General features: G+C 70.9%; 19 protein-coding genes. 18 read left to right on the top strand and 1 reads right to left on the bottom strand.

Annotation, left to right across the window (positions count from 1 at the left end; all coding sequences use genetic code 11):
* The first annotated feature begins 45 nt into the window (after positions 1 to 45).
* The 5 genes from Q9S71_RS00095 to Q9S71_RS00075 are packed head-to-tail and all read left to right on the top strand — an operon-like array spanning position 46 to position 5,659.
* Positions 46 to 693: an amino acid ABC transporter permease gene (locus tag Q9S71_RS00095; protein WP_251582679.1), complete on the top strand. Its 648-nt coding sequence runs from the start codon at positions 46 to 48 to the stop codon at positions 691 to 693.
* The gene (locus Q9S71_RS00090; RefSeq protein WP_311859928.1) at positions 690 to 1,607 is read left to right on the top strand and encodes an amino acid ABC transporter permease; all 918 of its coding nucleotides are present in this window, start codon (positions 690 to 692) and stop codon (positions 1,605 to 1,607) included. Before Q9S71_RS00095 ends, Q9S71_RS00090 begins: the two co-directional genes overlap by 4 nt.
* 51 nt (positions 1,608 to 1,658) lie before the next feature.
* Positions 1,659 to 2,699, top strand: coding sequence for a phenylalanine--tRNA ligase subunit alpha (gene pheS / locus Q9S71_RS00085; RefSeq protein ID WP_311859927.1), 1,041 nt, complete (start codon positions 1,659 to 1,661; stop codon positions 2,697 to 2,699).
* Positions 2,699 to 5,209 (top strand): phenylalanine--tRNA ligase subunit beta, encoded by a 2,511-nt coding sequence (pheT, locus tag Q9S71_RS00080; protein WP_311859926.1) that lies wholly within the window; start codon positions 2,699 to 2,701, stop codon positions 5,207 to 5,209. The genes pheS and pheT overlap by 1 nt, the downstream gene beginning before the upstream one ends.
* A 57-nt stretch (positions 5,210 to 5,266) precedes the next feature.
* Entirely contained in the window at positions 5,267 to 5,659 is a 393-nt protein-coding gene (locus tag Q9S71_RS00075; protein WP_311859925.1) for a hypothetical protein, read from the top strand.
* Between the two features lie 6 nt (positions 5,660 to 5,665).
* On the opposite strand, the gene Q9S71_RS00070 is transcribed toward Q9S71_RS00075, so the two are convergent.
* On the bottom strand, positions 5,666 to 6,790 hold the full coding sequence (locus tag Q9S71_RS00070) for an AAA family ATPase (RefSeq protein WP_311859924.1): 1,125 nt from the start codon (positions 6,788 to 6,790) through the stop codon (positions 5,666 to 5,668).
* A 57-nt stretch (positions 6,791 to 6,847) separates the two neighbouring features.
* On the opposite strand from Q9S71_RS00070, the gene Q9S71_RS00065 reads away from it, so the two are divergent.
* From Q9S71_RS00065 to tyrS, 13 genes are all read left to right on the top strand, one after another.
* Positions 6,848 to 7,618, top strand: a complete 771-nt coding sequence (locus Q9S71_RS00065) for an ABC transporter ATP-binding protein (RefSeq protein ID WP_311859923.1) — start codon at positions 6,848 to 6,850, stop codon at positions 7,616 to 7,618.
* The gene (locus Q9S71_RS00060; RefSeq protein WP_311859922.1) at positions 7,600 to 9,180 is read left to right on the top strand and encodes a hypothetical protein; all 1,581 of its coding nucleotides are present in this window, start codon (positions 7,600 to 7,602) and stop codon (positions 9,178 to 9,180) included. Before Q9S71_RS00065 ends, Q9S71_RS00060 begins: the two co-directional genes overlap by 19 nt.
* 48 nt (positions 9,181 to 9,228) lie before the next feature.
* A complete protein-coding gene (locus tag Q9S71_RS00055; protein WP_311859921.1) occupies positions 9,229 to 10,221 on the top strand; it encodes an NAD-dependent epimerase/dehydratase family protein in 993 nt (330 codons plus the stop codon).
* Positions 10,222 to 10,429: 208 nt separating this feature from the next.
* Positions 10,430 to 11,479: an N-acetyl-gamma-glutamyl-phosphate reductase gene (gene argC, locus Q9S71_RS00050; protein ID WP_311859920.1), complete on the top strand. Its 1,050-nt coding sequence runs from the start codon at positions 10,430 to 10,432 to the stop codon at positions 11,477 to 11,479.
* Complete coding sequence (gene argJ, locus Q9S71_RS00045; RefSeq protein ID WP_311859919.1) at positions 11,476 to 12,633, top strand: bifunctional glutamate N-acetyltransferase/amino-acid acetyltransferase ArgJ; 1,158 nt, start codon at positions 11,476 to 11,478, stop codon at positions 12,631 to 12,633. Before argC ends, argJ begins: the two co-directional genes overlap by 4 nt.
* Positions 12,630 to 13,529 carry an acetylglutamate kinase gene (gene argB, locus Q9S71_RS00040; protein WP_253035389.1) on the top strand — a complete coding sequence of 300 codons (900 nt, stop codon included), beginning with the start codon at positions 12,630 to 12,632 and terminating at the stop codon, positions 13,527 to 13,529. Before argJ ends, argB begins: the two co-directional genes overlap by 4 nt.
* Positions 13,526 to 14,785 carry an acetylornithine transaminase gene (locus Q9S71_RS00035; protein ID WP_311859918.1) on the top strand — a complete coding sequence of 420 codons (1,260 nt, stop codon included), beginning with the start codon at positions 13,526 to 13,528 and terminating at the stop codon, positions 14,783 to 14,785. The genes argB and Q9S71_RS00035 overlap by 4 nt, the downstream gene beginning before the upstream one ends.
* Positions 14,782 to 15,705 carry an ornithine carbamoyltransferase gene (gene argF, locus Q9S71_RS00030; RefSeq protein ID WP_217531347.1) on the top strand — a complete coding sequence of 308 codons (924 nt, stop codon included), beginning with the start codon at positions 14,782 to 14,784 and terminating at the stop codon, positions 15,703 to 15,705. The genes Q9S71_RS00035 and argF overlap by 4 nt, the downstream gene beginning before the upstream one ends.
* A complete protein-coding gene (locus tag Q9S71_RS00025; protein ID WP_311859917.1) occupies positions 15,684 to 16,811 on the top strand; it encodes a heparan-alpha-glucosaminide N-acetyltransferase domain-containing protein in 1,128 nt (375 codons plus the stop codon). The genes argF and Q9S71_RS00025 overlap by 22 nt, the downstream gene beginning before the upstream one ends.
* Positions 16,808 to 18,238, top strand: coding sequence for an argininosuccinate lyase (argH, locus tag Q9S71_RS00020; RefSeq protein ID WP_311859916.1), 1,431 nt, complete (start codon positions 16,808 to 16,810; stop codon positions 18,236 to 18,238). Before Q9S71_RS00025 ends, argH begins: the two co-directional genes overlap by 4 nt.
* 88 nt (positions 18,239 to 18,326) lie before the next feature.
* A complete protein-coding gene (locus Q9S71_RS00015) occupies positions 18,327 to 18,968 on the top strand; it encodes a SatD family protein (protein WP_311859915.1) in 642 nt (213 codons plus the stop codon).
* Positions 18,965 to 19,660, top strand: coding sequence for a hypothetical protein (locus Q9S71_RS00010; protein WP_311859914.1), 696 nt, complete (start codon positions 18,965 to 18,967; stop codon positions 19,658 to 19,660). The genes Q9S71_RS00015 and Q9S71_RS00010 overlap by 4 nt, the downstream gene beginning before the upstream one ends.
* Before the next feature lie 50 nt (positions 19,661 to 19,710).
* Complete coding sequence (tyrS, locus tag Q9S71_RS00005) at positions 19,711 to 21,024, top strand: tyrosine--tRNA ligase (RefSeq protein WP_311859913.1); 1,314 nt, start codon at positions 19,711 to 19,713, stop codon at positions 21,022 to 21,024.
* Positions 21,025 to 21,516 lie beyond the last annotated feature (492 nt).

Genomic DNA, 21,516 nt, shown 5'->3' with positions numbered 1-21,516 from the left:
GGGTGGGGGCGCGAGCCCCCGCCCCGCACCAGCCAAGGAGACGAAGTGGGCGTCATCACCGACAACCTCGATCTGTGGAGCGAGGCGCTGCGCAACACGCTGCTGCTCTTCCTCGCGGGCGGCGCGATCGCGCTCGTCCTCGGGACGCTCATCGGGGCGATGCGTGTCTCGCCGATCCCCGTCGCGCGGGCGTTCGGAACGTTGTACGTCAACATCATCCGCAACACCCCCCTGACGCTCGTCTTCTTCTTCTTCGCTTTCGGTTATCCCGCTCTGCGCCTGCCGAATCCGGGGTTCACGGTGCTGGCCATCTGGGCCCTCGGCGTCTACACCGCGACCTATGTGGCCGAGGTGATCCGGGCAGGCATCAACACCGTTCCGGTCGGTCAAGCCGAGGCCGCCCGTGCCATCGGTCTCACCTTCACGCAGGTGATGACTCTCGTCGTCATGCCGCAGGCTTTCCGATCGGTCGTGCCGCCGATGATGAGCGTCTTCATCGCGCTGCTCAAGAACACCACGGTCGCCGCAGGCTTCAGCGTCGCTGAACTGGGCGTCATCCGCGCGAACCTCAGCGAGCGCGGCGAGAACGCCCTCACCGTCCTCCTCTGGGTCGCGGTGGTCTTCGTGGTCCTCGTCCTGCTGCTCAGCTGGCTGCAGCGCTATCTCGAGAACAAGTGGAGGATCGCGCGATGACTTCCGTCCTGTACGACGTCCCGGGCCCCCGGGCAATTCTCCGCAACCGCCTCCTCGGCGTCGTCACCGTGGTCGCCGTGCTCGGCGTACTCGGCTTCATCGGCTACCGCTTCGCGGTGACCGGTCAGTTCGCGCCGGACCGCTGGTACGTCTTCTCCTTCAGCGCCGTATGGATGAACATCCTGCGCGCGCTGGGCAACACACTCGCGGCGTTCGGTCTCGCCGCCGTCGGCGCCATCATCCTGGGTCTCGTCCTGGCGGTGGGGCGACTGTCCGACCACGCCGTCATCCGGGTACCCGTCGCCGCGATCACCGAGCTGTTCCGCGCGATCCCCGTCCTGATCTTCATGTCGCTGATGTACTACGGTCTGCCGACCGTCGGCATCCGCATGGAGCCGTATTGGGCGGTGGTCATCGCCCTCGTCATGTACAACGGCTCCGTGCTCGCCGAGGTGATCCGCGCCGGTGTCGAATCGTTGCCCCGCGGCCAGAAGGAAGCCGGGTACGCGATCGGCCTCCGCAAGAGCGGCGTCATGCGCCTGATCCTCATGCCGCAGGCGATCCGTGCGATGCTGCCCGTCATCATCGCGCAGCTGGTCGTCACACTGAAGGACACGGCGCTCGGCTTCATCATCACCTACCCGGAGCTGCTCTACTTCGCCAAGCAGCTGACGTCCCAGCCGGGTCGACCGATCCTGCAGGCCGGCATCGTCATCGGGGCGATCTACATCGCGATGTGTCTCCTGCTCTCGTGGGTCGCCACCCTCGTCGAGAAGCGTCTGCGTCGTTCGCCCGGCACGCGCGGAGGTGCCGGCGGAGTTCATCACCCCGTGGCGCCCACAACCGACACCGAATTGATCGCGGCCCAGAAGGGCGCCGGCAAGTTCGATCCCGGCAACGCACCGACACTCTGACGCCGTCCTACCGGCGGGCCGCACTCCGGCCCGCCGGTAGACTCGTCTCTCGTGTCCGACGCACCCCAGATCACCCCCGAGGCGGTGGATGCCGCCGTCGCCGAGGCGCTGGCCGCCTTCGCCGCCGCTCCCGATACCACGGCGCTCAAAGCCGCCCGTTCGGCCCACACCGCGGAGGGGTCGCCGCTCGCGCGTCTGAACGCCGAGCTGCGGAACGTCCCCAACGACCAGAAGGCCGCCTCCGGCAAGCTCGTCGGTCAGGCTCGCGGTCGTGTGAACCAGGCGCTCGCCGCCCGTGAGGCCGAGCTCGCCGCGGCCGAGACGGCGGCGAAGCTCGAGGCCGAGCGCGTCGACATCACTGCGATCGTCCCCGCGACGCGTGTCGGGGCGCGGCATCCGATCTCGCTCCTGCAGGAGGAGATCGCCGACCTCTTCGTCGGCATGGGGTGGGAGATCGCGGAGGGTCCCGAGCTCGAGCACGAGTGGTTCAACTTCGACGCGCTGAACTTCGCCCCCGACCACCCTGCGCGTCAGATGCAGGACACCTTCTTCGTCGACCCGGTGGCGCGTCACCTGGTCATGCGCACGCACACGAGCCCCGTTCAGGTGCGCTCCATGCTCGAGCGCGAGGTGCCGATCTACATCCTCTGCCCGGGACGGGTTTACCGCACCGACGAGTTCGACGCGACCCACCTGCCCGCGTTCACGCAGTTCGAGGGCCTCGTGATCGACAAGGGCATCACGATGGCGAACCTCAAGGGCACGCTCGACCACGCCGCGAAGGTCCTCTTCGGAGCCGAGGCCAAGACCCGGTTCCGCACCAACTACTTCCCGTTCACCGAGCCGTCCGCCGAGCTCGACCTGTGGCACCCGACCTTCCCGGGCGGGGCGCGCTGGATCGAGTGGGGCGGATGCGGGATGGTGAACCCCAACGTCCTCCGTGCCGCCGGCATCGACCCCGAGGTCCACTCGGGCTTCGCCTTCGGCATGGGCATCGAGCGGACCCTCATGTTCCGCAGCGATGTGCAGGACATGCGCGACATGGCCGAAGGCGATGTCCGCTTCAGCGAGCAGTTCGGAATGGTGGTCTGATGCGCGTCCCGCTCTCCTGGTTGCGCGAGTACGTCGACGTCGCGCCCGGTACGACCCCCGAGGACGTCCTCGCGTCGCTCGTCTCGGTCGGGTTCGAGGAGGAGGACGTGCACACGTTCGACCTCAGCGGACCGATCGTCGTCGGCCGTGTGGTCTCGTTCGAGGCCGAACCGCAGTCCAACGGCAAGACCATCCGGTGGTGCCAGGTCGACGTCGGTGAGGCGCACGGCGGCATCCGCGGCATCGTCTGCGGCGCCGGCAACTTCTTCGAGGGCGACAAGGTCGTCGTGACCCTGCCCGGTGCGGTCCTTCCCGGGCCCTTCCCGATCGCGGCACGCAAGACCTACGGTCATGTCTCCGACGGCATGATCGCCTCAGCCAAGGAGCTGGGCCTCGGCGACGAGCACTCCGGCATCCTGCGCCTCACCGAGCTCGGTCTCGACCCCGACGTCGGCACCGACGCGATCTCCCTCCTGGGGCTCGACGACGTGGCCGTCGACATCAACGTCACCCCCGACCGCGGCTACGCCCTGTCGATCCGCGGCGTGGCACGCGAATACGCCCACGCCACGGGAGCGACCTTCCGCGACCCGGGTCTGCGCGACTTCGAGGAGCTCCAGCAGCCGACCGGCGGATTCCCCGTCGCGATCGACGACGCGGCGCCCATCCACGACAACCCCGGCGCGAGCGAGTTCGTCGTCCGCATCGTGCGCGACGTCGACCCCTCCCGCCCGACGCCGCCGTGGATGACCGCGCGGCTCACGCTCGCCGGCATCCGTTCCCTCGGCATCCTGATCGACATCACGAACTACGTGATGCTCGAACTGGGCAACCCGATCCACGGTTACGACCTCGACACGCTGACCGGCGGCATCACCGTCCGTCGCGCGACCGCCGGGGAGAAGCTCGCGACCCTCGACGGCAAGGAGCGCACGCTCCATGCCGAGGACCTGCTCATCACCGACGACTCCGGCCCGATCGGCCTGGCGGGTGTCATGGGCGGCGGCAGGACCGAGATGGGGGATGCCACGCGCAACGTCCTCATCGAGGCGGCGATCTTCGACACCGTGTCCATCGCGCGCACGGCCCGCCGGCACAAGCTGCCCAGCGAGGCGTCGCGGCGCTTCGAGCGCGGCGTCGACCCGCTGATCCCGTTCGTCGCGGCCCGCCGGGTCGCCGACCTCATGGTCGAGCTCGCCGGCGGCACCCTCGACACGGAGACCGGCGGCGCACTGTTCGCCGAGGTGTTCATCCCGTCGATCGAGCTGCCGAAGACCTTCACCGCCGGCCTGATCGGCGTCGACTATTCGGACGACGAGGTCGTCGGCGCCCTCGAGACGATCGGATGCGACGTCGAGGACGAGGGCGAAGCCTGGGAGGTCATCCCGCCGTCCTGGCGTCCCGACCTCACCGACCGCTGGACGCTCGCGGAGGAGGTCGCCCGCATCCACGGGCTCGACCGCATCCCCTCCATCCTCCCGACGCCGCCGTCCGGGCGCGGACTCACGCCGCACCAGCGCGGACGCCGGCGCGTCGCGAACGCGCTCGCCGCGGCCGGGTTCGTCGAGGTCGTCGCCTTCCCGTTCACGACCGAGGAGCAGAACGACCTCCACGGCTCGGCGACGGGGGAGCACGTCCCCTCGATCCGTCTCGCGAACCCGCTCGACGGCCAGGCGCCGTACCTGCGACGCTCGCTCCTGCCCGGTCTGCTGCAGATCGCGCACCGGAACGTCTCGCGCGGCTTCACCGACCTGGCGCTCTTCGAGTCGGGCAGCGTCTTCACCCCCGACGAGGGCGTGACCTACGGCACCGACACCGTCCCGCCGCTCGCGCAGCGCCCCGACGAGCAGACCCTTGCGGCCCTGCACGGCTCAATCCCGCCGCAGCCGCGGCACGTCGCCGTGCTTCTCCACGGCAACGCGGCGGTCAAGCGTCCCGGCGGCGCAGCGGCGCCGTACGACCTCGCGGACGCGCTCGGCGCGGTCCGCACGATCGCCGCCGCGGCGGGCGTGCAGATCGACGTGCAGCAGGGTCAGCGCGCAGCGCTCCACCCGGGGCGCACCGGCATCCTCACCGTCCGCGGTGATGAGGTCGGCTACGTCGGCGAGCTCTTCCCGGCCGTCGCCGAGGCGGCCGACCTGCACGGACGCGTGTTCGTCGCGGAGCTCGACCTCGACGGCATCCTGTCGCTCGTGCGCGAACCGGAGGTCTCCCCCTCGCTGGCGACCTTCCCCGCGGCGACGCAGGACGTGTCCCTCGTCGTGCCGGCGGACGTCGCCGCCGGTGACGTGCGGGCCGCCCTCGTCGACGGCGCGGGGCAGCTCCTCGAGGATCTGCGCCTGGTTGACGACTATCGCGGTGCCGGCGTCGCGGACGGGTCGAAGAGCCTCACGTTCGCGCTGCGGTTCCGCGCCGACGACCGCACGCTGACAGCATCGGAGGCCACCGACGCGAAGCTCGCCGGTGTCGCCGTCGCCGCGGAACGCTTCGAGGCGACGATCCGCGACTGACGACGTCCCCCGAACGGCCGACTGCGGGGTCGGTCGTCCGAGGGGTACGTTTCGGTCATGACATCCACGACTGCCGGTGCCCGACCGTCCGAGGGCGGCGCGCCGCTGCGCATGCCGCGCGGAGCGGTCCTCGTCCGCGCCCTGGCGATCGTCAATCTGCTCACGATCGTGATGAGCGTGGTCGCGTTCGCGACGGGGTGGCAGTACGGGACATGGCTGTTCCCGCAGGCAGCCGTCTTCTTCCCCAGCGCCTGGGCCGAGATCGTCCCGCGCGGAGCGGTCTGGCTCGTGTTCGCCGGCATCGCGGCGATCGCCGCAGGTGTACGTGCGCTGCGTGCGCCCGCGGGGCATCGGGGCTACGCGGTGTTCCGCTCGCTCACGATGTTCGGCGCGGTGGTCGCCGTCGTGATGGCTGCTCTCGTCGTCGCGGCCTCGTTCATCACGCTCTGACCCGCGTCAGCGCGTGCCCCAGTTCCACGGCGGACCCTCGAGTCGCCCCTGACCGCTCACGAGTGTGCCGTCGAGGTGCCGTTCGAGCGGGATTCGGTGCGCGTCGGGGAGGGCGTCGATGAGCCCCGCGGCGTGCGACACCAGAAGCACCTGCGTCTGTGCGGCCGCCGCGCGTACGAGGTTCGCCAGCGGCGCGAGCAGGCTCACGTGCAGGCTCGATTCGGGCTCGTTGAGGATCGTGAGCGGCGCCGGCCGGGCGGGAAGCAGCGCCGCGCAGAGCAGCAGGTAGCGCAGCGTGCCGTCCGAGAGCTCCGCGGCATCCAGCGGCCGGAGCAGGCCCGGCTGCGTCAGGGTGAGTCGCAGGAGGCCGTCGGATGCCGCGATGCGCACCCGACTGCCCGGGAACGCCTCGTCCACCGCCCGATCGAGCAGGCGGCCGAACCCCGCGTCGACCACGGTCGCCCACACGGAGGCGAGGTTCGATCCGTCGTGCGCGAGCACGGGGGATCTCGTGCCGACCTGCGGGCGCCGCGCGGGGGCGTCCGCATCGACGCGGAAGTGGTCGTAGAACCGCCAGCCGTTCATGATGCGCCGCAGACCCAGCAGCTCGGGTGCGGTGTCGCCGTCGGCGAGGTCGATGATGATGCTCTCGAAGGGGGCGAGCTTCTGGTCGAGCGAGACCCAGCCGCCGTCACGGACGCGCGTCTGGGCGCGCAGCCGGTCGATGAGGAGCGTCGACGGTTTGGCGAGCGGGCCGGCGAAGATCTGCTCGCGCTTGATCTCGGGGTCCCGCGCGAACACGCTGTCCTGCGACGCCTGCGGGATGCCCAGATCGACGAGGTAGCCGAGCTCGTCGGACGCGAACCCGAGTCGCACCGCGATCGGGTTGCGGCGCACCGTCCCCTGATCGCCGCCGTTCTCCGGGCCCGCCCAGAGCAGCGAGGACAGACCGCCCTCGCGGGCGACGGCGCCGACGAGGTCGCCGGTCGCGGCGGAGGCGAGCAGCCGCAGGGCGCGGTAGAGGTTCGACTTGCCCGAGCCGTTCGGGCCGGTCACGACGGTGAGCTCCTGCAGGGGGATCACGACGTCGCGAAGCGACCGGTAACCCGAGACGGCGAGCGTGCGCAGCATCCCTCCACTGTGCCAGTCGGCCCCGACACGCGTGGTCGGGGCGGTTAGGCTCGGCCCGTGACCGACTCTCCGACCGTCCCCGCCCTGCAGCTGACCGGACTGGTGAAGCAGTTCGGCACCGTCACCGCCGTCGCCGGCATCGACCTCACGGTCCCCGCCGGATCGTTCTACGGGCTCGTCGGCCCCAACGGCGCCGGCAAGACGACGACCCTGTCGATGGCCACCGGGCTGCTCAAGCCCGACGCCGGGAGTGCCCACGTGCACGGCGTCGACGTGTGGGGCGACCCCATGACGGCCAAGCGCATGATCGGCAACCTCGCCGACGGCATCCGGCTGTTCGACCGCCTGACGGGGGAGCAGCTCGTCACCTACACGGGCATGATGTTCGGTCTTCCCCGCGAGGAGATCGGCCAGCGGGTGTCGGACCTCCTCGACCTCATGGACCTGCGCGCCGCAGCCGGGTCGATCGTCGCGGACTACTCGGCCGGCATGACCAAGAAGATCGCGCTCGCCTGCGCCCTCATCCACGCGCCGCGTCTGCTGGTCCTCGACGAGCCGTTCGAATCGGTCGATCCCGTCTCGGCGGCGAACATCGAGGACGTCCTGCGCGGATACACCGCCTCCGGCGGATCCGTCATCGTCTCCAGCCACTCGATGGACCTGGTGCAGCGCATGTGCGACCACGTCGCCGTCATCGCCGCCGGTCGGGTGCTCGCCGCGGGGACCGTCGACGAGGTCCGCGCCGGCGACAGCCTGCAGAACCGGTTCGTCTCGCTCGTGGGCGGACGCCACCAGTCGGAGGGACCGCAGTGGTTGCGACAGTCCTGAAGCTGCGGTACCGCGCCCTCGCCAACACGCTGGCACGTCGCCCGTGGCAGCTCGTGGGCTTCATCTTCGGCGCGCTCTGGGCCATCGGCGCGCTCGTCTCGATCGTCGCGGGGATGGTGGCGCTCGCCGTGTTCCAACCGCTCGAGACCGCCACCGTCGTGGCGGTGCTCGGGGGGAGCGCGCTGCTGCTGGGATGGGTGCTGGGTCCGATCCTCCTCACCGGCATGGACACGTCCATCGACGCGCGCGGCCTCGCCGTCTTCCCGTTCACCCGGACCCAGACGATGCTCGCGCTCGGCGGCACCGGGCTGACCGGTCTCCCCGGCATCGCGACGACCCTCGCGGCGCTGAGCACGGTCATCCTGTGGGTGAGGTGGCCGCTGGCGGCGGTCGTCTCGATCCCCGCGGCCGTGCTCGCGGTGATCACCTGCGTCCTCGCCTCCCGTCTCGTCGGCGAACTCTCCGGCGGACTGGGCGGCAACCGCCGCGGCCGCGAACTCATCGGCACGGTCGTGCTGATCCTGCTCGTCCTGTCGGGGCCGATCCTCACCGGCGTTCTCACCCTGCTCGACGCCGGCGGCGATCTGGTGACGCGGCTCACGTCCGCGGCCGCGATCCTGCCGTGGACCCCGATCGGCGCCGCATGGGGCGTCGCCCCCGCGCTCGCCGCGGGCGACGTCCTGTCGGCGGTGGCGCGCCTCGGCATCGCGGTCGCCACCGTCGGCGTGCTGTGGGTGGTGTGGTCGCGGGTCATCGACGCGGGGACGGATGCCGCGCCGCGCGGCGCCCGCAAGGTGGCGGCTGCCGGCCGCCTCGGCCTCTTCGGGCTCCTGCCGACCGGCGGCGTCGGTGCGACCTGGGCGCGATCGCTGAACGGCTGGCTGCGCGACCCGCGGTACCTCCGTCAGCTCCTGGTCGTACCCCTCCTGCCGATCGTGTTCCTCGTCACCGGCGGGACCGACGGGTTCTTCTTCGGCTTCTCGCCCGTCTTCGCGGCGCTGATGCTCTCCATCGCCGGGTACACCGACGTCTCCTACGACGGCACGGCGTTCGCGACCGTCCTCGCCACGGGTGTGCGCGGCGTGGCCGACCGGGCCGGCCGCACCCTGGGTGCGGCGTGCGTCGGACTGCCGCTCATCGTCCTGCTCGCGACCGTGACCGCGATCCTCTCGGGCAACCTGGCGACACTCCCGATCACGCTGGGCGCCTCCGTGGGCATCGTCCTCGTCGGTTACGGGGTCTCCGCCGTCTCGTCGGCGCTGATCATCAGCCCTGTGGCGGCTCCGGGCGACAGCCCGTTCAAGAGCGTGCCGGGCCAGACCTTCGTCAACGGACTGCTCGCCTTCCTCGTGTGGGGTGTCGTCATCGCGCTGTCGACGCCGACGATCGCGGTCGCCGCCTACGCCTCGACCACCGAGGACGGGTTCTGGACCTGGGTCGCGCTCGCGGTGGGCGTCGTCGAGGGCGTCGTGATCGCCGTCCTCGGCATCGTCGTGGGGGGTCGCCTCCTCGACCGGACCGGACCCGACCTGCTGGCGAAGATCCGGGCGCTCCCGAGCTGATCGCAGCCCGGGGTGTCGCCCGGCGGCCCACGCTGGTTCGATGGGGGCATGACCCGCATCCTCGTCCTCAGCGGTACCGGCTGGCTCGGATCCCGCATCGCCGAGCGGTGGGTCGACCGCGGCGCGGAGGTGACCTGCCTCGCGCGCGGCCACCGTGCCGCGCCGGCTGGCGCCCAGCTCGTGGTCGCCGATCGTGCCGCGCCCGATGCCTATCGCGAGGTCGCGGACCGGGACTGGGACGAAGTCGTCGATGTTTCCTCAGTCCCGTCGTACGTGCGGGCCGCTGCGGACGCCCTCGGCGGTCGCGCAGCGCACGCCACCTACGTGTCGAGCGTCTCGGTGTACGCCGGAGCGGAGGAGGAGGGTGCGGACGAGACCGCCGAGATCGTCCCCGCGTGGCAGGACGGCGACGAGGAGGACTACGCCCGCGCGAAGGCCGCCGCCGAGCGCGCCGCGGACGGTCTCGCCGCACGGCTCGCGATCGTCCGACCCGGACTCATCGTCGGCCCCGGCGACCCGACCGACCGATTCGGTTACTGGCCGGCGCGGTTCGCCGCGGCGGCCGACGGGCCGGTCCTCATGCCGCAGACGGAGGGCCGGGTGCAGGTGATCGATGTCGACGACCTGGCGGACTTCATCGTGGCGGCGGGCGCCCGCGCGTTCGAGGGAGTCGTGAACGCGGTGGGCGAGCCGCATCCCTTCGCCGAGCTCGTCGCCCTCGTGCAGCGGCTCTCGGGGCACACGGGTCAGGTGCAGGTCGCTCCGGGCGACTGGCTCGAACGCCACGGCGTGAGCCACTGGATGGGTCCGCGGTCCCTTCCGCTGTGGCTGCCCGACGACATGCCCGGATTCGCGACGCGCAGCAACGCGGCCTACCGCGCGGCGGGCGGCCGCATCCGTCCCCTGGTCGAGACGACCGCGCGGGTCCTCGACGACGAACGCGCCCGCGGTGTCTCGCGCTCGCGCGGGTCGGGGCTCGAGCGAGCCGCGGAGCTCGACCTCCTGCGCATCCTGACGGAGGGTCCCGCGACGGCGTCGTGACCGTCGATTTGCGGGACTGGATGCCGCGGCGATACCGTCGCGGTGTGTCCTCCGCCGCGATCCTCCCCGCCTCTGCGGGCTCGCGCGCGCGTCGACGTCTGGGCGACCGCCGACGCTAGGCGACCCTCCCGCTGTGCTCCGCGTCTCGGAGTGAGCCGCAGGTGTCGCCGTTCCGGCCCCGTTCCTCCCAGACAATAAGGTTGAATCCATGACCATCTCGGTCGCCGTCTCCGGCGCTTCCGGCTATGCGGGCGGCGAGATCCTCCGCCTCCTCGCCGCTCACCCCGAGGTCGAGATCCGCACCGTCACGGCGCACTCCAACGCCGGGCAGCCGCTCATCGACCATCAGCCGCACCTGCGCTCGCTCGCGCACCTCACCCTGCAGGACACGACGCCCGAGGTCCTGGCCGGCCATGACGTCGTCTTCCTCGCCCTGCCGCACGGTCAGTCCGCGCAGTACACCGAGATGCTGGCGGACGTCCCCCTCGTCATCGACGCGGGTGCCGACCACCGACTGACCGACCGGGCCGCGTGGGACCAGTTCTACGGCGGCGACTTCCCCGAGCCGTGGGCGTACGGCGTGCCCGAGCTCCTCGTCGACGGGGGGAAGCAGCGCGACGTGCTGGCGGGTGCGCGGCGGATCGCCGCGCCGGGGTGCAACGCGTCCACCGTGTCGCTCAGTCTCGCGCCCGGTGTGGCCGCCGGCGTCATCGACCCGGGCGACATCGTGTCGGTCCTCGCGGTCGGCCCGTCCGGCGCTGGCAAGAGCCTCAAGACGAACCTCCTCGCCTCCGAGATCCTCGGCAGCGCGAACCCGTATGCCGTGGGCGGCACGCACCGCCACATCCCGGAGATCCGTCAGGCGCTCGCCGCCGCCGCGCCCGCCGCCGCCGACATCCGGATCTCGTTCACCCCCGTTCTCGTCCCCATGGCGCGCGGCATCCTCACGACCTCGACGGCGCCGATCGTGCCCGGTGTCACCGACGCGCAGATCCGGGAGGCGTGGGAGTCCGCGTACGCCGACGAGACGTTCGTCCAGGTGCTGCCCGAAGGGCGGTTCCCGCGCACGGCGGACGTCCTCGGCGCCAACACGGCGCTCCTGGGCCTCGCTATCGACCGCGCCGCGAACCGCGTCGTCGTGGTCGCCGCGGTCGACAACCTCGTCAAGGGCACCGCGGGTGCCGCCATCCAATCGATGAACATCGCCCTCGGTCTCCCCGAGTCGACGGGTCTGAGCGTGAACGGAGTAGCCCCGTGAGTGTCACGGCAGCGCAGGGATTCGAGGCGGCCGGCGTCGCCGTCGGCCTGAAGTCGACGGGAGCGAACGACGTCGCGATCGTCGTCAACCGCGGTCCGAAGAAGGTCGGTGCGGCCGTCTTCACCACCAACCGCGCCAAGGCGAACCCCATCCTCTGGTCGCAGCAGGTCATCGGGGACGGCCTCGTCGAGGCGATCGTCCTCAACTCCGGCGGAGCGAACTGCTTCACCGGACCCTTCGGCTTCCAGACGACGCACCAGACGGCGGAGAAGGCCGCCGAGCTCCTGGGCGTCGGCGCCGGCGACGTCCTCGTGTGCTCCACCGGGCTCATCGGCACGGGGGACGAGGTCTTCCGCGCCAAGGTCCTCGACGGCGTCGAGAAGGGGGTCGCCGCCCTCTCCGCCGACGGGGGTGACGCGGCATCCCTCGCCATCATGACCACCGACTCCCGGCCCAAGCGCGCTGCGGTCGCTCGGGGCGGCTGGACCGTCGGCGGCATGGCCAAGGGCGCCGGCATGCTCGCCCCGGGGCTGGCGACGATGCTCGTCGTCATCACGACCGACGCGGATCTGGATGCCGCGGCCGCCGACACCGCGCTCCGCGAGGCGACGCGGGTCAGCTTCGACCGGCTCGACTCCGACGGCTGCATGTCGACGAACGACCAGGTGACGCTCCTCGTGAGTGGAGCCAGCGGCATCCGACCCGATCCGGCCGACTTCGCCGCCGCTCTCACCGAGCTGTGCCTCGACCTCGCGACGCAGCTGCAGGGCGACGCCGAGGGGGCGAGCCACGACATCACGATCGAGGTCGTCGGCGCCGCGAGCGAGGACGACGCCGTCACGGTGGGCCGCTCGGTCGCGCGCAACAACCTCTTCAAGGCCGCGATCTTCGGCAACGACCCGAACTGGGGTCGCGTGCTCGCGGCGATCGGGACGACGGATGCCGCCTTCGACCCCTACGACGTGGACGTGTCTTTCAACGGGGTCCGCGTGTGCACGGCCGGCGGCCCCGATCGCCCCCGCGAGGAGGTCGACCTGACGCCCCGCGCGACGCACATCCTCATCGACCTCCGCGTCGGGGATGCCGCGGCCACGATCCGCACCAACGACCTGACCCACGACTACGTTCACGAGAACAGCGCCTACTCGTCATGACCGACATCCAGCAGACCACCCCAGAAGAGGCCGCCGGCAAGGCCGCGGTCCTCGTCGAGTCCCTTCCCTGGCTCAAGCGTTTCCGCGAGCAGATCGTCGTCATCAAGTACGGCGGCAACGCGATGGTAAGCGAAGAGCTGCAGACCGCGTTCGCCGAGGACATCGCCTACCTGCACCACGTCGGTGTGAAGGTCGTCGTCGTTCATGGCGGTGGCCCGCAGATCTCGAAGATGCTCGACCGTCTCGACATCCCGAGCGAGTTCAAGGGCGGCTACCGCGTCACGAGCACCGAGGCCATCGGCGTCGTGCGCATGGTCCTGGCGGGGCAGATCAACCCGCAGCTCGTCTCGCGGATCAACGCGCACGGCTCGTTCGCGACCGGCATGTCCGGAGAGGACGCCGGGCTCTTCCAGGGGCGGCGCCGGGGTGTCGTCGTCGACGGCGCCGAGCACGACCTCGGGCACGTCGGCGACGTCGTCGCCGTCGACCCTCAGCCGATCCTCGATCAGCTGGCCGCCGGTCGCGTACCGGTCGTCTCCTCGATCGCCCCCGACGTCGACGATCCGGGCAGCTCGCTCAACGTGAACGCGGATGCCGCCGCAGCCGCCCTCGCGGTCGCGCTCGGCGCGGTCAAGCTCGTCATCCTGACCGACGTCGCGGGGCTCTACGCCGACTGGCCCAACCGCGACTCGCTCGTCTCGAACCTCACCGCGACGGAGCTGCGGACGATGCTGCCGCGCCTGGAATCCGGGATGATCCCGAAGATGCAGGCATGCCTCGACGCTGTCGACGGCGGCGTGAACCGCGCCGCGATCATCGACGGACGCCAGCCCCACTCGGTGCTGGTCGAACTCTTCACACAGCGGGGGATCGGGACCGAGGTGGTGGCGGGATGACCGTGCAGACGACGACGACCTGGAAGGACGATGCCGCGCGCGACCTCGTCCTCAACTCCGGCGAACGCTACGCGATGCTCGTGCGCGGGGAGGGCGCTCACCTGTGGGACGACGAGGGCACGCGCTACCTCGACTTCCTGGGTGGGATCGCCGTGATCTCGCTCGGTCACGCGCACCCGGTCTTCGTGCAGGCGGTCGCCGACCAGGCCGCCACCCTCGGCCACGTCTCCAACTACTTCGCGACGCCGCCGCAGCTCGGGCTCGCCGCCCGCCTCAAGCGGCTGGCAGGCACGGGGGAGTCCGGCCGGGTCTACTTCGGCAACTCCGGCGCCGAGGCCAACGAGGCCGCCTTCAAGCTCGCCCGCCTGCACGGCGGATCCGAGCGCCCCCGCATCCTCGCCCTGAAGAACGCGTTCCACGGGCGCACGATGGGGACCCTCGCCCTCACCGGCAAGCCCGCCATGCAGCAGCCGTTCGAGCCGATGGTCCCGGGTGTGGAGTTCCTCGACTCCACGATCGAGGCGCTCGAGGCGGCGATCGACGACCGCGTCGCCGCCCTGTTCGTCGAGCCCATCAAGGGCGAGGCCGGCGTGCTCGAACTGCCCGAGGGATACCTCGCCGCCGCGCGCGAGATCACCCGGCGCCACGGCGCGCTCCTGATCATCGACGAGATCCAGACCGGCGCCGGTCGCACGGGGGCATGGTTCGCCTTCCAGCACTCCGGGATCACCCCCGATGCGATCACGGTCGCCAAGGGGATCGGCAACGGCATCCCGATCGGCGCGCTCGTCACCTTCGGCGCCGCGAGCGACCTGTTCTACCCAGGCACCCACGGGTCGACCTTCGGCGGCAACCCGCTCGCGACCGCGGTCGCGTCGGCCGTCCTGGACGAGATCGAACGAGCGGGACTCGTCGAGGCGGCCGCCGAACGCGGCCGGCAGATCCGCGACGTGGTCACGGCGATCGGTTCCCCGTTGGTGACCGGATGCCGCGGCCAGGGGCTTCTCATCGGGGTCGCCCTGCGGCATCCCGTCGCCGGAGCCGTCGTCGCCGCGGCGCAGCAGCACGGGCTCATCATCAACGCCGCGAACGACGCGACGATCCGCCTGGCGCCGGCGCTCACGATCGGCGATGTCGAGATCGACGAGTTCCAGACGTTGTTCGCTCGCGCCCTCGCCACCGTCGAGGACGCCCTGATGCTCGACGACACCCCCGGTACCGACGACACTTCTGACACGACGGAGGCCTCCGCATGACCCGCCACCTGCTGCGCGACGACGACCTGACCCCCGCCGAACAGGCCGAGATCCTCGACCTCGCGGTCGAGCTCAAAGCCGACCGCTGGAAGGAGAAGCCGCTCGCGGGTCCGCAGACCGTCGCCGTCATCTTCGACAAGTCCTCCACCCGCACCCGTGTCTCGTTCGCCGTCGGCATCGCCGACCTCGGCGGGTCCCCGCTCATCATCTCGACGGCGAACAGTCAGCTCGGCGGCAAGGAGACCCCGTCCGACACGGCGCGCGTCCTCGAGCGTCAGGTCGCTGCGATCGTGTGGCGCACCTACGCGCAGGCAGGCCTCGAGGAGATGGCGGCGGGCACCCGCGTCCCCGTCGTCAACGCGCTGAGCGACGACTTCCACCCCTGTCAGCTGCTCGCGGACCTCCTCACCATCCGCGAGCACAAGGGCGAGCTGAAGGGTCTGACGCTGACGTTCTTCGGCGACGGTCTCTCCAACATGTCGCACTCGTACGCGCTCGCCGGCGTCACCGCCGGCATGCACGTGCGGATCGCCTCGCCGGAGGCTTACGCGCCCCGGGCGGACGTGGTCGCCGACGCCGACCGGATCGCTGCGGAGACGGGCGGATCGCTCACCCTCTTCACCGACCCGAACGAGGCCGCGGCCGGTGCCGACGTCATCGTCACCGACACGTGGGTCTCGATGGGCAAGGAGGAGGAGAAGATCGCCCGCCTGCGCGATCTCGGCTCCTACAAGGTGACCCAGGAGACCATGACGCTCGCGAAGGACGACGCGATCTTCATCCACTGCCTCCCCGCCGACCGTGGGTACGAAGTGGATGCGGATGTCATCGACGGTCCGCAGAGCGTCGTCTGGGACGAGGCGGAGAACCGCCTGCACGCGCAGAAGGCGCTGCTGGTGTGGCTGCTCCGGCAGCAGTGAGCCGTGCCTGGCGGAGCTGGAACGGCCCCGCCAGGCTCCACGGCGTCGACCTCGCCCGCGCCCTCGCGGTGTTCGGGATGCTCGCCGCCCACCTGCTCACCATCGAGCAGCCGCTGCGGCTCGCCGACCCCGCGACGTGGATCGACGTCGTCAACGGGCGCTCCTCGATCTTGTTCGCCGTGCTGGCGGGCGTCTCGATCGCGCTCATCACCGGGGGACGGATGCCGCACCGCGCCCCGCGACTGGGTGTCGACCGCCGTCGTCTCGCGGTCCGGGCCGTCCTGCTGTGGGCGATCGGTCTGCTCCTGACGCAGACCGGCGTCCCGATCTACGTGATCCTGCCGGCCTACGGCATCCTCTTCCTCCTCGCACTGCCCCTGCTGGCGCTTCCGGTGTGGGCGCTGTGGGCGCTCGCGGCATCCGTCGCCCTCGTCGTCCCCTGGTTCCTGCCGTTCCTCGACGCCCTGCCGATCTGGGACGGCGACGCGGGGGAGACCCTCTTCTTCGTCGTCGGGTGGGCCTACCCCTTCCCACTGTGGATCGCCTTCGTCGCGGCGGGAATGGCGCTGGGTCGCACCGACCTGCGGCGGGCGGGCACCCAGGCGCTGATCCTCGCGGCGGGTGTCGCACTGACGGCGCTCGGCGCGGTCGTCGGGCTCCTCGCGGACATGGCCGGCTGGGCGCCACCGGACTCCTACGCCGCGGCCGTCCTCAGTGCGGAGGCGCACAGCGGCGGGGTCGTCGAGGTCGTGTCGTCGACGGGGTTCGCGATGGCCGTCCTCGGCGCGTGCCTGCTCGTGTGCCGGACGCCGCTGACCTGGGTGCTGGCACCTCTGCGCGCCGTCGGGTCGATGCCCCTGACCGCCTACGTCGGCCAGGTCGTCGCCTGGGCTCTCATCGCCCTCGCGGTGCTCGGCGACACGACAGACCTGCGGGCGTTCCGCGATCTGCATCCGCTCGGGTGGTTCTGCCTGGGAGCGATCGTCCTGTGCAGCCTGTCGGCGATCCTCGTCGGCCGCGGACCGCTCGAGAGTGCGCTCGCGGCGGTGTCGCGGCGAGCGGTGCCGACGGACGGCGGGGAGCCCGCCGATAGGGTGGAGTCGTGAGCGAGAGCAAGAACGAAGCAACGAATCAGGGTGCGTTGTGGGGCGGGCGTTTCGCCTCGGGCCCCTCGCCGGAGCTCGCTGCGCTGAGCCGCTCGACGCACTTCGACTGGGCCCTCGCGCTCTACGACCTGCGCGGTTCGCACGCGCACGCGCGCGCCCTGGGACGTGCCGGTTACCTCACCGCCGACGAGGAGGCCCGGATGCACGCGGGCCTCGATGCGCTCGGCGAGGCGGTGCGGTCGGGCGAGCTCGTCGCGACCGAGTCGGACGAGGACGTGCACGGTGCCCTCGAGGCGGCGCTGATCCGCGAGGTGGGCCCCGAACTGGGCGGCAAGCTGCGGGCCGGACGCAGCCGCAACGACCAGATCGCCACGCTCGTGCGGCTGTTCCTCCTCGATCACTCGCGCGTGATCGCGCGTGATCTCGTGCGTGTCATCGACGCCATCGTCGCGCAGGCCGAGGCGCACCCCCAGGCGATCATGCCCGGTCGCACGCACCTGCAGCACGCGCAGCCCGTCCTGCTCGCCCACCATCTCCAGGCGCACGCCTGGCCCCTCGTCCGCGACCTCGAGCGGCTCCGCGACTGGTCGGTCCGCGCGTCGGTCTCGCCCTACGGCGGGGGAGCGCTCGCCGGTGCCACGTTCGGCCTGGACGCGCAGCTCGTCGCCGACGAGCTGGGTCTCGCCCGGCCCGCCGAGAACTCGATGGACGGCACGGCCGCCCGCGACGTGGTCGCCGAGTTCGCCTTCATCACGGCGATGATCGGTGTGGACGTCTCGCGTTTCGCCGAGGACATCATCATCTGGAACACGCGGGAGTTCTCCTTCGTCCGCTTGGACGACGGCTTCTCGACGGGTTCGAGCATCATGCCGCAGAAGAAGAACCCCGACATCGCCGAACTCGCACGGGGCAAGTCGGGTCGCCTCATCGGCAACCTGGCCGGTCTGCTCGCGACGCTGAAGGCGCTGCCGCTCGCGTACAACCGCGATCTGCAGGAGGACAAGGAGCCGGTCTTCGATTCGGTGGCGACCCTCGAGGTGCTGCTGCCGGCGTTCGCGGGCATGATCGCCACCCTCCGTTTCGACACGGAACGCATGGCGGCCTCGGCGCCCGAGGGGTTCTCCCTGGCCACCGACGTCGCGGACTGGCTGGTCAAGCGCGGTGTGCCCTTCCGGGACGCGCACGAGATCTCGGGTGCGCTGGTGCAGGCGTGCGAGTCGCGCGGGATCGAGTTGGCGGATGCCGACGACGCCCTCCTCGCCGAGGTGTCACCGCACCTGGAGCCGGGGGTGCGTGAGGTGCTCACGGTCGAGGGATCGGTGGCGAGCAGGGATGGGTCCGGTGGGACGGCTCCGGTGCGGGTCTCGGAGCAGCGCGCTGCGCTCGTCGCGCGCACCCAGGAACTCGCTCGCGCCCTGAGCGCGTGACTCTGCGACCGTCTCCCTCACTTATCTCCTCGACAAAATAAGTAAAAAGCTTATTGCCAGCTCGGCATAAGCGGCCTACCCTGTCCCTATGAGCGACGACGCAGCGGTGATCGCCGACATCGTCGGATCACGCAGCCTTCCGGACCGCGCGGCGGCGCAGCGGGCGATCGTGGCGACCGCGGAACGCGTCCACGCGGACCACCCGGTCGCCGGTGCACCCCTCACCGCGACCGTCGGGGACGAGTTCCAAGCCGTCTACCCGGGACTCGCGGCGGCGCTGACGTCCCTGCTGCTCGTGCAGCTGCACCTCCCCGACGGGGTTCAGCTGAGGTTCGGGGTCGGTGTCGGCGCGGTGAACCCGGTCGACGAGTCGATCACGGACGGACCCGGATGGTGGGCAGCCCGGGCGGCGATCGACGAGGCCCACCGATTGCAGGACCGCGCCGTGCCGCGCGCGCGCACCCGGATCGCCGCCGCGGAGGGGCAGGATGCCGTCATGCTCCACCGCATCGCGTACGCCAACGCCTACCTGCTCGCGCGGGACGATCTCGTCGCGTCGATGAGCGAACGGACGCGACGGCTGACCTACGGACGCTGCCTCGGCCGTACCCAGCGGGAGCTCGCCGAGGCCGAGGGCGTCACCCAGCCCGCGGTCTCGCAGGCGCTCGCCTCGGCGGGATCCGCGGCGCTCGTCGCGGGTTTCGCCGACCTGAGCCGGGAGCTCTCGTGATCGGCGCGGGGATCGTCCTTCTGGCGGTGGGTGTCGCCGACCTCATCCGCCTGTACGTGCCGTCTCGGGGCCGCGCCGGTGCGTACGCGGTCGCCGCTCTCGTCGTCCTCATCGGTGCCGCCGGTGCGGACGCGGTGGTGTGGGCGTTCGTCGCCGTCGCGGTCGCGGCCGTCTGGGTCCTCGCGACGCCCGGCTCCGCTGGGGGCCGGGCGGGTCTCTGGCCGCTCGTCGCGGTCGCGGTCGTCGCGTTCGTCGCGGTCGCGTTCGACGGAGTGCGCCTGGATCAGGGGCCGCTGGGCGAGTCGTGGCCTGCGGATTCCCCCCTCGGCGCCGTCAGCCTGGACGTGGCGCTGTTCGTGCTCGGTGCGGTCGTCTTCCTGAGCGAATCCGGCAACGTGGTCGTCCGTGCCGCGCTCCGCGGGGGAGACGTCGCCGCCGATGCCCCGAACGCGTTGAAGGGCGGCCGCCTCATCGGCCCGCTCGAGCGTGTGCTCGTGTTCGCCTTGACGGTGACCGGCGCGTTCACGCTCCTGGCTGCGGTCCTCGCGGCGAAGGGCATCGTGCGGTTCCCCGAGATCTCCCGTGACAGCGACCTGGGTACGCGCGCAGAGTACTTCCTCATCGGCAGCCTGGTCAGCTGGGTGACGGCGCTCGGTGCCGCCTTCCTCCTCTGGTGGGGGACGTCGGTCTGAGCCGTGCCGGCACGCGGGGCCGCCGCACGCCCGCTGATAGCCTGGAAGACGTGTCTGAATCCGCTCCGAGCGCCGAACTGAAGGCCCTCGCGCCCGCCAACGACCCGTCCTTCGCCAACGTGTGGGACGAGATCGTCTGGCGTGGTCTCGTGCACGTGTCCACCGATGAGGCATCGCTCCGCGAGCTGCTCTCGGGGGAGCCGATCACGTACTACTGCGGGTTCGACCCGACCGCTCCGAGCCTGCACCTCGGCAACCTGGTCCAGCTCCTGCTCCTGCGACGGCTGCAGCTGGCCGGGCACAAGCCGCTGGGCCTCGTCGGAGGGTCCACCGGGCTCATCGGGGACCCGCGGCCGACGGCGGAGCGCACGCTCAACACCCGTGAGACCGTCACCGAGTGGGTCGAGCGTCTGCGCGGTCAGGTGGAGCGGTTCCTCAGCTTCGAGGGGGACAACGCCGCCCGGATGGTGAACAACCTCGACTGGACGGCGCCCCTGAGTGCGATCGACTTCCTCCGCGAGATCGGCAAGCACTACCGCGTCGGCACGATGCTGAAGAAGGATGCCGTCGCCGCCCGCCTCAACTCGGATGCGGGCATCAGCTACACCGAGTTCAGCTACCAGATCCTGCAGGGCATGGACTTCCTGGAGCTCCACCGCCAGTACGGCTGCGTCCTCCAGACGGGTGGCAGCGATCAGTGGGGCAACCTGACGAGCGGGACCGACCTCATCCACCGGGTCGAGGGGACGTCCGTGCACGCGATCGGCACCCCGCTCATCACGAACAGCGACGGGACGAAGTTCGGCAAGAGCGAGGGCAACGCCGTCTGGCTGGATGCCGACATGTGCAGCCCGTACCGGATGTACCAGTTCTGGCTCAACACCGACGACGCCGACGTCATCGCGCGACTGAAGGTGTTCACCTTCCTGACGCGTTCCGAGATCGAGGAGTACGAGCGGCTCGTGGCCGACGAACCCTTCCGCCGCGCCGCGCAGCGCCGGCTGGCGATGGAGGTCACGACGACCGTCCACGGGGTGGATGCCGCGACCGCGGTCGCCGCGGCGTCGGACGCCCTGTTCGGTCAGGGTGATCTGACGGCGTTGGATGCCCCGACGCTGCGCTCCGCGCTGGAGGAACTCCCGCACATGACCGCGGCCGGCGGCGTGCCGGTCGTCCAGGCCCTGCTCGAGACCGGTCTCGTGTCGAGCGCGAGCGAGGCGCGCCGGGCGATCGCCCAGGGCGGGGTGTCGGTCGACGGCGTCAAGGTCGCCGACGAGGAGCACGTCGTCTCCGGTTCGCTGCCCGGTGGTGTGTCGGTGGTGCGGCGAGGCAAGAAGACCCTCGCAGGGGTGTTCGTCTCCTGACCGCTGCGTTCCGAGAGGCCGTCGTCCCCGTCGTGGGGAGGGCGGCCTCTCTGCGTGCGGGGCGGATTCCTGCGCGACACGCCCGGGATGCGAGCGTGATTTGCCCGACCCGGAGGAGCGGCGTAACTTATTACTTGTTCGCCCCACAGGGAAGAGCGAGAGACCGAAAGGCCTCCGGCCCCCTCAAGCGGAGAACGAAGTCCATCCCAAACCTCTCCTAGAGAGAACAAGGCCTTGTGGTCTAGGATGGGGACTCCACCTCGAAGCCCCGTGGTGATGAGCCCGACACGATCTTCTGATCGTTGCGTGCCGTCCTGATCGGGAGTCGAGCGAAGATTCAGTGACGTTGCCTCACTACGAAGCCCTTGCGGGGTGGTGTGGGAGCATCCGATCCTTGAGAACTCAACAGCGTGCACTTGTCAAATGCCAAATAACCTCGATCTCGGCTTCGGCTGAGGTGAGATTCCTTTGGATCAAAGTCCGGCATTTCGG

It is taken from the genome of Microbacterium gawkjiense (assembly GCF_031932225.1).
Lineage (GTDB): Bacteria > Actinomycetota > Actinomycetes > Actinomycetales > Microbacteriaceae > Microbacterium > Microbacterium gawkjiense.
Note: the sequence above shows the minus strand (reverse complement) of the source record. Positions and strands in the feature narration are given on the sequence as shown.